Genomic DNA, 17,762 nt, shown 5'->3' with positions numbered 1-17,762 from the left:
GATGACACAATTTAAAAGATTTACGGCGTTCCTTTTGTGCTTACTTATGATCTTTCCCACTCAGGAACTTATGATTCTGGCAGAAACCACATCAATGGAAAATGAACGGATAGAGGAAATGCTTCCGTCAGAAACAATTGAAGATGGAGCAGACCCCATAGAGGAAACCCAGCCATCAGAACTGACTGAAGATGGAACAGACCTCATGGAGGAAACTCTGCCGTCAGAATCAGTTGAAGATGGAACAGACCGCATTGAGGAGACTTTGCCATTACAACCAGTTGAAGATGGAAGAGACCGCATTGAGGAGACTTTGCCATTACAACCAGTTGAAGATGGAACAGACCGCATTAAGGAAACTCTGCCATTAGAACCAATTGAGGGTGGAGCAGATCGCATTAAGGAAACTTTACCGTTAGAACCTTTGGATGATGATGCTTATGCAATTTATTGGAATCCGGGCGGTCAGTTGCCGGCAGAACTGGCAACCGTATCCAATGCCACGGCAACTGTGTCCAATGCAACTTCATCCAGGGCAAGAAAGGGGAGGGATACTGCCAATGGGCTAAGTCCGGCAAAGCCTGTAAAAACTCTTGCAAAGGCAATTGAACGCGCAAAAGAGCTGATGGAGAAAGAAGGACTGGATTCTTCGGATATTACTATTTATGCAATGAATCCGATGGAGGTAGCAGACGGGGAACTGTATGTATTAAATGCAGGGAATATTCGCATAGCATCCTGGCCGGAACGTCCTTATGAAAGTGATGCGTTGTTTTATGTGAATGGCGGACAATTGACATTGATGAATGTTTTGCTTGAAGCAGAAGATCAGGATTATGAACCGAATGAAACCGAGTTGGTTTATGTTCGGGGCGGCGTCCTTCAAATGGGACAGAATGTCAGTATTAATGGAAGAGTTATAATGGATTACCGTAGTGAGCTGGAAGACATAGGGTGGAAAGAAGATACTGCGACTCCTTCCAATGCTGTGGATACGGAGGATACGGCGGCAGAAGAAAATGGACGAATTGAGAAAGTGCTTCCGCTGCAACTGATGGTTTCAACCGCCAGTCAAGCAATAGGGAAAGGAAAAGCAACCTTTAATATTGATAATTATATATTAGATCCTGACGAAGAGAATGTTGAACTGACGGAACACAGGACCTCCTCCAGCACCTGGAGAGAGCCGATTATTGAGTTGATTGAAGGATTTAACGGAGGCAGCGGTGAATATCTTTTGGAAGTAAGAGATGATGCCAAGGCGGAATCACGTGAACTGGTGACAACCCTTTATGCGGATGATGCAACTGAGGAAGAGTTTTTGGGCCATTTTACTCTGACAGAATCCGATAACTGGAATCTGCAGGTTGAGACTGCGGCAGCAGCTCAGTTAAGAGATACTGGGGCAGTAAGTGATATCATGCCCCGGTCCTTTTCCTTTGAGGAAGAGACTCTGACCCGTAAGACTCTGATTGCAAGCCGTTCTATAGGTGAAGTAAAAGTTATTTACTGGAATCCGGGAGCTGCAATGACCGTTGACGGGGTGAGTTATCCGGCAGGAGATGATGTGAAGTTTGATGGTTCAGACCCGCGCGCTCCGCTTAAAACCTGGAGAGCGGCAACCGAGGAGGCTAGGAAAGCCAATGGTATTGTTGTAGCCATGCGATCCCTGAATTTGGGGGATGAAAACGCCGGTGAATATCTGGAGCAGCGTTCCGGCGGAGAGTTTTATCTGTCATCAGCCGACTCTTCATTGATAACGCCACTTGCCACATGGAATTCTACCGCACAGCCTGCAATCATTGTGCCGAAAAACGAGACTCTGATTATAGAAAATCTTTACCTTGGCGGAATGTATGATAACAGCAGTAATGAAACCGAGGCTCAGACCATTCTGATCAATGAGGGGGATCTTATCATTGAAAAGAATGTCAGAACAGAAGAAAAGGGATATATCCAGTTAAATGCTTTCTTTGATTTGGCGAAACACCCGATTCAGGTATGTAGTGTGAATTCTATAAATGATGGCGACCTAAGAGTATTCTTTGGTGGTATTAATAAGAATGTAGCATACCGATATGTAGATGTAATAGTACCTGGTGGGGATCTGGAATCAGCAATCACCAATGATGCGGATCCGATTGCAAAAGCAGATTCAATAGGTCAGGCACTGCTTGGCAGGATAAAGCTGCACAGCTCCAACCGACCGGTAGCAAATGGCGGCCTGTCAAGTATTGACTGGTCTCTGCGGCAGGATACAGGAGAGCAAGATGGTATTGTAAAGGCTCAGAATATTGAACTGTATGCAATTTATTACTTTGATGGTATTTATATCGACGGTGTGGGCGGCGATGACAGAAATTACGGCGCATCCTGTGACTATCCGGTGAAAACCTGGGCCAGAGCAAGAACGATCTGGCAGGAGGAGATGACCAAGAGTCTCCAGGCCAGACAATATGCAGCCGGTATGGCATTAGATAAAATTGAAGCTGACTTTCCGATGCCGGAAGTAATCTATATCTGTAATACTGTGACTGTAGATTCTGCCGGTGAACCGGAATGGAGTCTGGAAACCCGTTATGACTATGCCAGAGGTACTGATGTTAAGACAGAGGTCGTATCTCATATTGATAATATTGCAAGTCTGGGAGAGGGTAATGCAAAAGTACCGCGTCACGAAGTCCCAAAGACTTTGATCAAAGTAACAGGAAGCGGTATTTTAAACATACGTGACGTTTTTATCCGAAATATGGTGGACGATACTGACAGTGTTACCATTAAGGTGGAAGAAGGCGGGACTCTGAACTTTAGGGGAGAGACTACTCTGACAGGAACCCGTCTGAAGAGTTCCGGTTTTGAACAAAAACCACTCACCCTGGGTAACCACGTAACGGTTACCGGAGGCAGCCGCTTTGTGATGGGAGGGGACTGGACTGGTTCCATGGAGAACCGGGAGCAGGGTGTGGTTGCAGCCGGAAGCGGTACCACAGTTGAGATGAATAATGGTTTTATTCAGAAGAACAATTCTTACCGTGCAGATTATTATGCTGCCGGAATAACCACTCATAAAGCCGGAGGAGGTGTGGCTTTAAGTAATGGAGCCCAGTTTACCATGAACGGCGGTACCATTACCGGAAACCAGACATACCAATATGGCGCCGGTGTTTATCTTGTAGATGCCGGGACATCTTTTATTATGAATAAGGGTGAGATTTCTGATAACAGTATACCGGTATATCGTATTTCATATAAAAATAGTAATTTTCAATACTCACAAGGAGCCGGTATATCTGCGGGCGCAGGTACAATAGTAAAAATCGGTGATGGGACCGGTGCACCGGAAGATACGTTAATCAGCAATAATAAAGCATATCTGGCTTACGGTACAGGTATCCATGCGAATGGCAGTCTGACTATTAATAATGCGGTCATTTCTGATAACGTAGGCGGTGGGGACAGCGGCGTGAGTGACTATGTTAACTTTGGAGTGGGAGTTTATGTAGGGCGAAACGGTACGCTTTCCATGATAGACGGACTGGTTAAGGGGAATCATGGTGCGTTTACGTCATATGCCTACGTAAAAGGTGCCGGTATTTTTATTGAAGCTGGCATAAACAGCCATTCAATAACCGGAAGTATGATAACCGGGAATGAAACGGGATATGAGTTCAGGACCGACTACAGTACGTCGTATAGCCAGGGAGGCGGTATATATCTTGCCGCCGGTAATGCCCTTGCTATAACGGATACAATGATTTCTAATAACAGAGCTGGACGCGGCGGAGGAATCTATACAGCCGGAAGCTCCGGAAGAGATGTTTCTTTGACTTTAAAAGGAACCACCATAGAGGAAAATAAAGGGAAAGCTTATAATACCAGCATCTATGGTGATTCCGGAGGTATTTTCTTCTACGGTTATGGAAATCTTACTCTGGAAGATGGAACTAAGATTATTAATAACTCTGCAACACAGAATACTGGCGGACTTTACATAAGTGGAGCTTCTGCTGCGTCTGCCCATGTTTATATGATGGCAACCACACCGGGAGCAATTGAAATCAGCGGCAATAAGATCTCCAATACGGGAAGCAACGGTTCTTATGGCGGCGGGATCACTCATAACGGCGGAACCTGGCATGCTGAGAATGTACTGATCAGTAACAATGAAACGCCTACACAGGGCGGAGGAATCTATTCTGTCAGCCCATCCTCTTACTCTTATTTCAGAAATGTGGTGATCTCTGACAATCGGGCGGGGGATGGAGCTGCACTTGCAATTAATGGCGGCAGTTACTATATGCAGGATTCTTCTATTACAGACAATACCGCAACAAATATTGGGGGCGGGGTTTCTCTGTCAAGTATCAATGCTCATATGTACTTGTCAGAAACAGCTGCCGGAAAATTTGTAATAAAGGATAACCATGCCGTCTATGGCGGCGGGATTGCTATTACAATCGGCAATACGTTTATGATGGATATTGCCGGTCCCATCCAGAACAGTGCGTCTGTGCAGGGAAGCAATTTCTATTTAAGCGGATATGCAAATATTGATATTCTCAATGGATATTTTAAACAGCCGGTTACATCAAAGCAAGTGGAGGGTGTGTACAATATCTATATTAATGATACCTCAACCAGCATTTACAATAAGTATTTTGATTTCAGTAAGGTAACCGCTGAAAAGAAAGAAGGGACTGATCCTGATGTTATCTTATTAAATTCTGGTAGCTCTTTTCTGACAGTACTTGCAGCACCGCTAAAAGATAATACGGCTTATGGCGCCTTTCCCATTGACTTAAATAATGAAGTGTTTCAATCCGGAAGTATAGTGCTCAAACCGTTGGGATATTCTACGAGCCGGCCAATGATGCAGCCAAATGCCGATCTGTCTTCGTCAGTTCAGGTGAACAGGAACTATCCCGTATTTATGAGTGCAGCGGGCAATCTGGATTATTATCGGGGTGGTGAGCTGCCAAGAAGAAGTGAACTGGGGGGATTTAAAAGTGCAGTTAATTCCATGATGACAAATGTTATTATTGTTGGTCAGGGTGTGTATTTAGCCGGATATAAAAGTGATGGAACCGGCGGAAATGACAACAATGGCGGTACCTCGCCCACTGATGCGGTTGCAACTTTTAATAGAGCAAAAGAGGTTTTACAAAATAAAATTGCCGAAGCTGTTATTCATGACAGTACCCTTCCGGAGGAAGAGAAGGAAGGCTTTACACCACTTATCTATATTTGCGGCCAGGTAGATATTAATACCAATGAATACTGGGAACTTAATTATGAAGATGTGCTTTATACAGATGTAAATAAGTATTATGCGATTGCAGAAGAACGTAATGACGCTCCGGTATATGAGCCGCAGGTACGCCGGTTTGCATCCTTTGTGCAACAGCCTATGATTAAAGTTGGTAATGGCATCAATACAGTGTCATTTACTACCGGAAGGCTGGTTATTGATGGTATGGCGGATACAGTCGTTATTGCTGATCAGAGTGTATACAGCCCGGTTATATATGGTTTTGCCGGTACTCACGTGACCCTGACCGGAGATTCCATGATCAGGAATAATTACTACAGTGCACTGGACATTTACGGTGAACTGACACTTAAAGGTGAGAAAGGTGAAGTGAACAAGCAGCTATATAATAACCAGTCACTGTATGCGGTCAGGCTGTATAAATCAGCCAAAATGTCGATGCTGGGAGAGGCAAAGATTATTACGGATAATACAGTTGATAGGATTGCCAGTTTTTCAAGCTCTGGTATATGGGTTATGGGATCAGATGTTTCACTTTCTATGGAGGGAAACAGTGCTATTATACAGGGGCAGGGTTCCATGCTGCTGACTGGTTATATGATTTATTCCTATTATGCAAATACTACAGTTAAAATGAAGGGGAATGCCAGAATAGAGGTGGGTAATTCCGTAAGCGGGGGTATGTATGTTTCCGGTAATGGTTCAACAATAGATATGTCAGCAGATGCCAGCATTGAAACGATGGAAGGAGGATATTGCCCATATAGTATAAACGTGGGAACCAATACTTCCTTAACTATGTCAGACCGGTCCAATATCACATATGGAGGGAATCGCAACTGGACAATCTGCGGTGTATATCTGGCTCCAGCAACTACGGAAACAGCATCGGTAAAAATGCAGGATAATGCGGCGATTATTCTTAATAACACAGCTACAGGTTTAAACTATTGGTTTCATGGAATCTCCGTATACAATGGAACATCGCCGACGGTTGAATTATTAAACAATGCAAGGATTATCGGTAATCGGAATATTATGAATAATACCTGTGGTATTAATGCAAACAGTTCCTATGCAAAAGATGTTAAAATTTTACTGAATATGGAAGATGTTGGATCCAAAGATGAATCAGTTTCGATTACGGATATGAGTCACGGTATTTACCTGGGAGCGGCAGTAAACAGCTCTGTTTCAATGGGTAAGAAGGCTCTGATTACTGGAGGGTACTACGGAATATGTACGTCGGACCGAAGCAGCAGCACGTCAACAGCTAATATTCTAATGAAAGATTATAGCAAGATCAGCAAAACCATCTATGGTGTTTATTTTTATCTGTATAATATTGGACCAATCAACATCCGAATGAAAGACCATGCAGCGATTGAGCAGAATAATACGGGTATCTTCGAATCGACAACGACTGGAAGTACTGCCTATGGGGCATCGCAGTTGAACATAGAGATGTTTGGTGACTCCAGAATATCCGGCAATTCCGATTCGGGAATTCAATTGGTTAACGGTCAGAGCAACTGGTCAGAAGCTAATGGATATCAAAAGATCACTTTAAATGACAATGCAGTGATTGGCGGCAGTGGTTATTACAGCAGCACCGATCCTGCTTCCGGAAATCAGAGATTAGGAATTAATGCCAATGGTCCCGTTCAGGTGACAATGAACGGAACTGCAAAAATATCCGGAAATGGCACTGTCGTTAATAACGGCAGCACAGCAGGTTCGGGGATTTACCTGACACGTACAGCATATGCCAACTATCATAGGGCGGGAACAGCAAGAATTACTCTAAATGAGTTTGCTTCCATTTGTGACAACAAAGGCGGCGGTGTTTATGCAGCAACGGTCGGCGACTCCACAACAAGCTATCACAATGAAGTTATCATTGAATTAAATGGAATTAAGGATAATGGAAGCTTGTCTACACCGTCGATTCAGGGAAATACAGATGCGATATACTTAGGGACTGACGCCACCTTAAGGCTTAAGGGAGAAGCGTTGGTAAAGAACAGTGATAATCCTTATGCATCAGACTCTTATGTGGCCCGGGTAATTAATAATTATGGGAATATTGAGCTGGATGGAAGAAGTAGAGTTGAGGGTCTGATTTATATGAACAACAGTACCAGACCGATTACAATGACTCATGCTGCAACTGGCCAGGGGCCAAAATATGATTTGCATCTGGTTGAAGGTTTTGCAGGTAAAACAGTGGTTCAACCGGATATGGCAGGTATTACGGATCTTACGGGTGCGGGCAGTCAGTTGGCATATTTCAACAAGGTCAGCGCTGGCGGAATGGCAGCCAGCCGGCCGATTGTCGAGTTGTCACCAAACCTTGTGCTCCTGGGAGAAAATAATGTTTATCTGTCAGGTGACGGAAATGATAACAATACTGGCAACACTCCATCTACACCGGTCAAAACCTTTAGACGTGCAAGAGAACTGCTGCAGGGTGGCGGTTACTATACGACGGGGGCGAATATCATTATCTGTACATCAACGGTTAATATATTGGCAGGTGATGAGGACTGGTCATTTGATCCTGGCGGATTCGTAACTAATTCACTGAGCGGACATAGATGGCAGCCGCTGGTAACCCGTTATGAAGGGTATGGGGGTGTTCTGATTACGCTGTACAATTACTCCAGTACGGTTTATGCCACTAATGCTACGTTTAAAAACATCACAATTGACGGCGGTTCAGCGAATGGTATTATTTTGACAACAGCCCAGAATGATCAGTTGCTGACGGTTGGCAGCGGAAAAACCGCTGTCCTTGGTGAAGGCGCAGTATTGCAGAACAACAAGGCAGTAACGACCACCTTTAGCGATTACTCAGCATTGGGTGTGAAAGTTTATGGCGGTACTCTTGAGATAAACGGAGGAACCATTCGGAATATAGTAAGAGAAACAAGCGGTTATTTCACTAATTATTGGTTTGCCTCTACTGTAATGGTTCAGGGGATCAGTGCTGATAATCCAGGTAATTTGATTATGAAATCGGGGCAGATAATAAACAATAAACTAAATGCTCCCAATGCACAAAGTATCAATGCCCGTATCGGAACGATTCATTTAAGCGGCATTTATAGTAATATGGAGATGAGAGGCGGTCTGATTGAGAATAACAAGGTTGTTTCAAGGGATACAAATCCGGGAGCAGCGGGTGCGATTGTAAATTATGATGGTGCTGTAACGATCAGTGGTGGGATTATCCGTGGAAATGAAGGCGGATGCGGCAGTGCAATTTTCTATCAGGGTTTTAGCAGTTCTTCCCAAATGGTTTTTTCCGGAGGGCAGATCAGCAGAAATATGACAAATGCATCAGGACAGCAATCCACCAATGTATATTCGCCAATTTATGTCCAGCAGAAGGGCTTTGAACTGCGCGGCGGTGGTGCGGATATCAGTGACAGCATTTATTTATACCAACCCTTAAGTGCGATTAAAGTAAGTGATCACATTTATCAGACAGGACGTTCCTACCGTGTGTACTTAAATCAGGGAATCAGCGCCTTTAGAAAAGGCAGTGTCGTTGTAGAACCGGATGGCAGTAAAGTAACAAACGTCAACTCATATCTTCCATATTTTGATGTGAGGTCGAACCCGTATGTACTGGATCGGGGAAGAACCGGCAACCTTGCCGGAAATGTGGGCGGGGTAAAGGAAGAACAATGCTTAATCCTGATGAAGGCAGTTTATCTTGATTCGGTAAACGGTAAAGATACCAACACCGGATTAAAGCCGAGTCAGGCTGTAAAGAGCTTTACCGTAGCAAAGAGTGTGGGGGCATTAACGGCTCACGGGATTTCTGAACATTATGTGATTTATGTGTGCGGCAAGGCGATTAATACAAGCAGTGAAAGTGTCTGGACATTACCGGAGACTGCCTATATGTGCCGTTATACAGGATTTGCTGTTTATGAAAGCGATGGTAGTGAGACACCGGAGCTTGAGCGGTCATATCACGGTTGTTTGATCCAGCCGGAACATAACCTGACATTTAAAGATATCACGATTCAGGGACGAAGAAGTTCAGACAGTACGGTAAGTAATGGTGACAGTCTGGTGAATATTCTTTCAGGGATCAGTGTAACTGTAGAAGGCGGCACAGTCTTTTCGTATAACCACAACAACGGCAACTATATTGCTGAAGACGGATTTGTGGACAGTTTGGATTCGAAAGGCGGTGCTTTCCAGGTAGGCGAAGGCGGAATCCTGACAATCAATGGCGGAGAGATTAAAGGCAACGGTGCAACTTATGGGAGTGCAATTTATTTGCATGCAAGTAAAAGTAATCCATCATCCCTGGGACAGTTGTATCTGAGTGGTTCGCCGGTTATATTAGGTAAAGTATATTTAAATGGTACAGCCGATATAACTTCGGCGTATATACAGCCGGATGCTGCCTATGTACCTTCATCAGCTCTACAGATTTCTGTCAGCAATGACTACAATGGCCGTCCATTGATTAGATATAGGGACGGTACAGTTCCGGGTGAGACAGAACTGAAATATTATTCATTTGATGATGCTATCAAGGCATTGTATGATATTGTGAATAACAGTTCTAATGCTTCCATTCTAGAATTGAGTATGAGAAGGGTGCTTTATCTGGATGGGCAGAGTGGCTCAGATGATCTTAGTCACGATGGAGCAACTCCGGAGAAGGCGTTTAAGACATTAAAACGGACCTTTGAGGCGATTGGAAATAACGCAGATGCAAAAGGTGTTCTGATCTACGTTGTAGATACATTGGATGTCGCTGGTGGAACCGGCGAACCATCCGATATTAAACTGATGAATATTAAGGTTTACAATGGTGACGGAACCTCTCACTATGAAGGATACTATAAGGATCTGGGTGAAACTGTAAATATCCGGGGGCAGCTATATTTTAAACGATATTCCCAGCCAAGTGGTTATGATGCAGCAAATCCTGTTTATGATGGATACAGCAATGAAACATTACTTGACAGTCTGTTCTATGTTGGTAATGGCGGCAGTCTGACTTTAAGCGGTATTTATCTGGATGGTCATTCTATCAGCAGTGACAGCATTAATCCAACCTTAGCGGCACCGGCCGTAGTGGCTCAGTCCCCGCTGATTACCGTAAAAGAAAGCGGTGTGTTGCAATGTTATCGTGCGGAGGAGGCAAGCAATGCTGTTCCAACCGCAACGTTGTTTGTTAACAATGTGAATGAAAAAAATAAGAATGCACCGGAATATGTGGTGGGTCGCCTGAATGATTCTGATATTATGGAAGGCAGCAGTGCTGGTATTGAGCTGCTGGATGGAGGAACCTGTTTTCTTGAGTATACTGAATTTGCCAACCTTGCATTAGGCGATCATGTGATTTCCGGAGGTACGGATGTATACAGCAATGGATACCTGCATTTCAGCCGTTATACGAACTTTGGCGGAAGCGTATTCCTGGAGGGATTGGGAACCAAATATGCAAATCATGATACCAGCCGCTATTTAACCGTCGATGTATACGGTACTCCAGTACTGAATAATTTCAATGTAAGGGTGAGAGATTCGTATATTGGCAGAGATGTGGTTCATTATCAGGTTGGAATCAACGCAACAGCCAATGATGCCGGTTATTTCCTGCTGGAAGAGCGGGTAAAAGATTTCTTCTGTCTTTCAAACCGCAGCGGATATCCGAATATCTTGGAGCTGCAGGTGCCGGTAGCAATCTATATTGACGGAACAAACGGTATCGATGACCAGGGTGACCGGTTTGCCGGTTCGACTCCGAAGCTACCTGTTAAAACGTTGGCAAGAGCTTTTGAGTTATTAAAAACCCGCGGTGGAAATACGATTTATGTAGTCGGTACCATTCAAGTAAACAGTGATATCCAGATGACGGGACTGTCTTATATTGGCAGAGAAGGAACTGTTATGCTGGGAAGTACATTTAAGATTAACATTGTCCGTTATATGCAGCCGGATTTTGCTATTCAGGATCCAGTGGCTGGAGCAGCGGCGGAATATAATGTAGAAGACTTTACCGGTGCATTGCTGAATGTCAAGGCTGGCGCAACCGCCCAGTTGGGCGAAAATGTATACATTGACGGACACAGTGAGCCGAAGACCAGTATTAATCTTCCCATTGGTGCGGTTGTAAGCCGGAATGGTGAAGCAAAGGCACCGCTGATAACAGTTGAAAAAGGCGGAGTTTTGAGCCTTCTGCCCAATGTAACCCTTTATAATAATAACAATACTTATGATTTGGAAATTGATGTTATTGGCCAGCATGGCGGTGCAATCTCCAACAGCGGCACGACGACGGTCGATGGTACTTTGTTTGAGAATAACAAGGCTGCGAAAGGATCTGTGGCGTATCAGGACGGAACCTTTACAATTTTAGGTGCTCCGGAAAAACTGGCTGGTCATCAGAATACATTCTACTTAACCTCTGTGAATACCGGAACGGCAGCAAATCCGATCTGGGGAACTGACAACGTGATTCAGACAGAGGTGGCAATACCGGAAAATCAGATTTTTGAGATTGATATGGATCATGGGGTAAAAGGCAGAGATGTAGTGCGGTTTACCAGTAGTTCGGCTTATAATCCCAATGCAGATGCGGAGTATGAACATTTCCGTTTGGGAAGTACGGTACCGGAGAACTTATTCCTGGTAGAAGCTGAAATCGACACGGATGTTCTGGAATTACAGGATTGGGAAGTTTTAAAAGTTGAAGTACCGGCTGATATTTACCTGGTCGTACGTCGGAGAGGTTCTTATGACAGTACTAAAAAATTAATGAGTGTTAATGATTCTTCAACAGGTATTGATTTATTTACTGCACCGGAGTATATGATTAAAAACAAGGGCAGCAATGATGCGAAAGTTTCGATTACCGGATTTGAGAATAAGACGATAGAGGCAGGTATTACAACTGACCCGGCTTATTTAATGAATCTGACCGCCAGTGCGGCCGGAACAACCGCGGACAATGATTTGTACCTGGCAATAAAAGGCTTAGATGATACCACCGGCGGTACTGGATTTGATATCCCAGAGACCTCGTTACAGCCTTACGCAGAATTAACGGTTACTGCAGCACCGATTGAGCTGGGAACTTTGAAAACGCAGACGTCCGGTAACTTTACCTTTGTTGGAGCCGTAGGTAATGGGTTTGTGGATAAGTATATGGATGCCTCCTTCCCCATTGAAGGATCTACCAAGGCTGAAGTACAAGAATACATGGACGGAACTTCTAACTCCGGTGTAATTAATGCCAGAGCAAAATATCTGATAAAATATAAGGTGGAGATTGTTCCGCCCAGAAGGACTCCTTAACACAGTCGAAAGAGAGGATTTAAGCGTTGGAAGAAATTAATGAAACACAAATTACTCAAGAGAAAGTCTCGGAAAAAGCCCTGGCAGATGGTAATGTAAACAATGAAAATGGAGGGAAGAAGGGGAAGAAAAAAGCCCTTCTTCTGATCCTGCTATTGCTTATCTTTGCCTGTGCCGGTGGCGGATATTGGTGGTATACACAGAATCAGGTGATGGATGCGACAACCAAATACTGGTTTGACAAGTTGGCTCAGGATGGTTCTTTGGAGGGAAAGACACCTACAGAAGTTCAGGGGATTCTTAACTCTGTTGTGGAAGAAGGTATGTTTAACGTATCTATTAATGCCAAAGCTATTTTCAATGATGCAAAAAGTGAAGGTTCTATTGGTCTGGAGAATATTCCGGAAAACCGTTATTACTGTCGTGTAGCGATTCGCAGAGATGATACAAATGAAGTGCTGTATGAGAGTCAGGGGTTAAAACCGGGACAGTATATTGACAAGATAAAGTTAAAGCAAACTCTTCCGGCTGGAAACTATGATTGTACTGCCCAGGTAATTGCTACCGATCCGGAGTCTTTGGATGATATCGGGCAGGTTCAGGTAAAGATTCAGGTTATTGTACTTAATTAGGATATTAGGATGAAGAATAAACGATTATTATGTTTGGGACTGTCCTCATTATGTTTGGCAGGAGTTGTTTTTTGCGGTTGGAATTTTTATCAGGAGATGAAACCCAGGGTTCAGGCAGAGCAGGCATATGACCAGATAAGAGAGAGGGCATTCCGGAAATCCGCTGCTGTCATGGATAGTGATGAGGATATTATGGCCGTGGATACACGTACAAGGAAAAGGCCGGATTTTGAGACATTGCGGCAATGGAATCCAGATGTTATAGGATGGATCTGGTCACCGGGATCAGATATTGATTATCCGGTTGTACAGGGGGAAGATAATGATTATTATCTGAATCATACTGCTGATGGTTTGAAAAGTATCATAGGTTCCATTTTCGTGGAGAGCCAAAACCGGAAAGAGTTTCAGGATGATGTGACCATTTTGTATGGTCATCACATCAGAGGAGGGCGGATGTTCTCCTCTCTTTCTGGTTATAAGACACAAGGTTACTATGAGGAGCATCCAGTTCTGTATTTGTATACTCCGGATAAGGATTATCGGGTAGATTTATTTGCCGGAGAGATACTGGATGGTCAGATAGGATCATTTCCAATAATATTTGAAAGTGCAGATGCGCGGGAGAGATGGTTGAAAAAGCTTTTGGTTTCTTCCACATTTAAAAGTTCAGTTGAAGTAGAAGGAAATGAACGAATACTGGCACTTTGTACCTGTTCCTATGAATATAACAATGCCAGATATGTAGTATATGGAGTTTTAAGTGATATGGAGGAAGAACAGAATGAGAATTAAGAGTAAGATAATTCCACTGATATGTTTGGCGGGCCTGGCTGCTGTGTTGGTCACCGGCTGCGTAAAAAAACAGAGCTATGCAGAAATATCTCAGGATATTGCAGACAGTTTTCCCATTCAGGCAGAACCGGAAGAGAATCCACAGTTAGTAGAATCCGATGGACCTTACGCGATTCTCCATACTACGGCTGGAGATGTTACCATACTGCTGTATCCGGAACAGGCTCCCAAAGCAGTAGAGAATTTTATTGGTTTAGCAAAAGAAGGTTACTACAACGGCAGCCTATTCTATTATGCAAAACGTGGAGAACTAACCCAGGGAGGAAAACCGGGAGATCCGGAAGCAGAGGAGAAAAGTATTTGGGGGGATCCGTTTGAAGATGAGGTTGACAATGGACTGTATCATTTTAAAGGTGCGGTTGCAATGGCCGGTGACGGAGGCAATACCCGCAACATTAATTTGAGCCAGTTTTATCTTCTTGTAAGGGGGGAAATCCCGGAAGATGACCGGATTGTCCCGGCTAACTGCTATATGAATGATCTGATGAATACGCGTCTGAAAGATTTAGAAGAGCTTAGTAAGGAAAAAGAACTGAGTAAAGAGGAAATTCAAAAGTTTGAGGAAGATTTAAATGTAGAAATTCAGGCCATTGCAACCGATGGTATACCAAGTGAATATGAGGCGAAGTATGCACCTGTCGGAGCGCAGTACAGCCAGGTCGGTGGTGCCTGGGGACTGGATTATGGCCATACGGTATTTGGTCAGATTGTCCAGGGGCTGAATGTAGCAGAGGCAATTACCCAGGTAAAGGTATCGGCCGAAGAACGAAAGCCGAAGAAAGATGTGGTGATTGAGAGCGTTGAAATCATTGAGTAAAAACAGGAAAGCAATAATAGCTGGCACGATGGTTGTCATTGTTTCGCTGCTCATTACCCTTTGTTTCCAGAGTGGCAGCAAGGAGAGAGAGTATCATTTTGCAGAGGATGCAAAGGATGGAGAATATATACGCCCAACCCGTGTTCCGGAGCAGAGTGAGGATCAAAAGGAGCCTTCTTATTTTTCGATCCAGGTGAATGCCGGTCCGACGGTATCAAGTGGAGGCAATCGCTGCAATCTGATGATCGGAAATCCGGCAGACAATGAGCAGTATGTAAAGGTAAAATTAATTCTGGATGACACGGGGGAAGAATTGTTTTGCTCAGAAATACTGAAACCGGGAGAGCGAAATGCTTATGTAAAACTGGGACAGGTACCAGAAGCCGGGGAGCATAGCACAACTGCTGTATTCATGGTATATGATCCGGTGAGCATGGAGCAGATTACAGAAATTGATGCAGGTGTTTTATTAACCGTAGAGAAATAAATTTTTGTAAAGGAGAAGAGGAAATAAACGGAATATACGATGATAAGGCCATATTGGCATTTGTGCGGTTACAATACCAATATTGATAATAAAGTTCTGGAGAATGATATTTTCCTCCTTTATAAACGGCTGGAATTTGGCTGCTTTAGCTGGTCAAGGACAAAGAAAGAAGGGAGAAGATATGGCGATTACTCTGAACCAGTACCAGCTTTTTCGGTACATAAAAACTTGAATTCGGTACATATATTTCCAGAACATATAGGAATCATATTATACTTATAGCGTTAAGTATCTAATATTTAAGAAATTTCGATTTGGGAGGGAATACAGTGAGGTTTCAGATTACAACGGACTATGCGATTCGGATTATCCTTTATATGGCTCAGCAGGATATGCAAGTGACAACAGCAAAGGAAGCAGCGACAAAATTAGGGGTGACTTACAACTATTTCAACAAGGTTGCCGCAAAAATAAGGCTGGAAGGTTTTATAGAATCAGTACAGGGTCCCAAGGGGGGATACCGTTTGGCAAAAGATGCTGCAGATATTACATTATACGATATTGTTAAGGCTATGGAAGGAAATATCTGCATCAATCGGTGTTTGGAAGAAGATGGGTTTTGCAGCAGAAATGGTGTTCCAGTATGTCAGGTGCACGGAATCTTTGAATCTATCCAAACTAAAATAATTGAAACGCTGAGCGGCACTCGAATCTGTGATCTTATTCAAGAAAGGCCACTGGAAATTTAAGAGAAAGAGGATTAAATTCGAAGGCAGCGACTGTATTAGTACTCTCCTGACGCTAAAGCATGGAATCAAGGGGTGATCGAAAAAGGAGGAATGAACATGCAAAAAAGAATGCGCCGTAAAAGCGGTAGATGGATCAGCTTGCTGCTGTCAGTAGTTTTAGTCTGTAGCATGCTTCCGGTGAATGCATTTGCACAAGAAGGGGTTCCATTGTCTGATGAAGAGTCGGCTATGGAACTAAGCGGTATTGAGGAGGAAACAGAAAGCATTCTTCCAACAGAAGATGATCTGATTTTATTAGAAGAGGATGTACAAGCAGTGGACGATGAGGAAGAGGCTCCTTCTTCCTCAGAATCGACAGTTGAGGTTGCCATGCCTGAAGAAGATCTTTCTGTCACACAGGAAGAAATTACGGAAACGAATACGGAAATGGTTAAGGGGGTATTTGCGTCCCCACGGCTGACAGATGTGTCAGTATTTTTTGATCTTGATGATGGTACCAACACGGTATTTTATAAGGCAACAGTTCCGGTGGGAGGGAAAATTACCCATAGACCATCAAATCCCACAAGAGACGGTTATCTGTTTAAGGGCTGGTACAGCTATCTGGATCAAAACAATGAGCCAGTAATGTGGGATTTTGAAAATGATACCGTTATGGATAACATGTCTCTATGGGCATCCTGGGAAGAGGCATGTATTGTAGCGTTTGATCCTGATGATGGTACATATACGGATTTTTATAAGGTCACAGTGCCAGTGGGAGGAAAAATCACCCATAAGCCAGCAGACCCTACAAGAGACGGTTATCTGTTTAAGGGCTGGTACAGCTATCTGGATCAAAACAATGAGCCGGTAATGTGGGATTTTGAAAATGGTACCGTTACGGCGAGTATGACTCTATGGGCATCCTGGGAAGAGGCATGTATTGTAGCTTTTGATCCTGGGTCTGGTACATACACAGATTTTTATAAGGCAACAGTGCCTGTGGGAGAAAAAATCACCCATAAGCCAGCAGACCCTACAAGAGACGGTTATCTGTTTAAGGGCTGGTATAGTTATCTGGATCAAAACAATGAGCCGGTAATGTGGGATTTTGAAAATGATACTGTTATGCATAACATGTCCTTATGGGCGTCCTGGGAAGAAGGATGTTTTGTAGCTTTCGATTTTAATGATGGTACATCTACAGAATATTATAGTGTAACAGTGCCTGTGGGAGGAAAAATCACCAGTAAACCTGCAGACCCTACAAGAGATGGTTACCTGTTTAAGGGCTGGTACAGTTATCGTGATCAAAACCAGAAGCCAGTAATGTGGGATTTTGAAAATGATACAGTTATGCATAACATGTCCTTATGGGCGTCCTGGGAAGAAGGATGTTTTGTAGCTTTCGATTTTAATGATGGTACATCTACAGAATATTATAGTGTAACAGTGCCTGTGGGAGGAAAAATCCTGGATAAACCTGCAGATCCAACTAGAGATGGTTACCTGTTTAAGGGCTGGTACAGCTATCGGGATCAAAACCAGAAGCCAGTAATATGGGATTTTGAAAATGATACTGTTATGCATAACATGTCCTTATGGGCGGCCTGGGAAGAAGGATGTTTTGTAGCTTTCG

The 17,762-nt window shown here is 43.6% G+C and carries 7 protein-coding genes; all 7 read left to right on the top strand.

Annotated features, from left to right (window positions below):
- Position 1 precedes the first annotated feature (1 nt).
- Positions 2-12,601, top strand: coding sequence for a hypothetical protein (locus ACYVD3_RS15655; protein WP_460643416.1), 12,600 nt, complete (start codon positions 2-4; stop codon positions 12,599-12,601).
- 26 nt (positions 12,602-12,627) lie between these two features.
- On the top strand, positions 12,628-13,233 hold the full coding sequence (locus ACYVD3_RS15650) for a hypothetical protein (RefSeq protein ID WP_460643415.1): 606 nt from the start codon (positions 12,628-12,630) through the stop codon (positions 13,231-13,233).
- A gap of 9 nt (positions 13,234-13,242) precedes the next feature.
- On the top strand, positions 13,243-14,028 hold the full coding sequence (srtB, locus tag ACYVD3_RS15645) for a class B sortase (RefSeq protein WP_460643414.1): 786 nt from the start codon (positions 13,243-13,245) through the stop codon (positions 14,026-14,028).
- The gene (locus tag ACYVD3_RS15640; protein WP_460643413.1) at positions 14,018-14,905 is read left to right on the top strand and encodes a peptidylprolyl isomerase; all 888 of its coding nucleotides are present in this window, start codon (positions 14,018-14,020) and stop codon (positions 14,903-14,905) included. Before srtB ends, ACYVD3_RS15640 begins: the two co-directional genes overlap by 11 nt.
- Positions 14,889-15,392 (top strand): hypothetical protein, encoded by a 504-nt coding sequence (locus ACYVD3_RS15635; RefSeq protein WP_460643412.1) that lies wholly within the window; start codon positions 14,889-14,891, stop codon positions 15,390-15,392. The genes ACYVD3_RS15640 and ACYVD3_RS15635 overlap by 17 nt, the downstream gene beginning before the upstream one ends.
- A 329-nt stretch (positions 15,393-15,721) precedes the next feature.
- Complete coding sequence (locus tag ACYVD3_RS15630) at positions 15,722-16,141, top strand: RrF2 family transcriptional regulator (RefSeq protein WP_460643411.1); 420 nt, start codon at positions 15,722-15,724, stop codon at positions 16,139-16,141.
- Between the two features lie 96 nt (positions 16,142-16,237).
- A partial coding sequence (locus ACYVD3_RS15625) for an InlB B-repeat-containing protein (RefSeq protein ID WP_460643410.1) occupies positions 16,238-17,762 on the top strand: 1,525 nt, incomplete at its 3' end.

Source organism: Lacrimispora brassicae, from assembly GCF_054772055.1.
The sequence above is the reverse complement of the archived record's forward strand: the minus strand, read 5'-3'. Positions and strand labels throughout refer to the sequence as shown.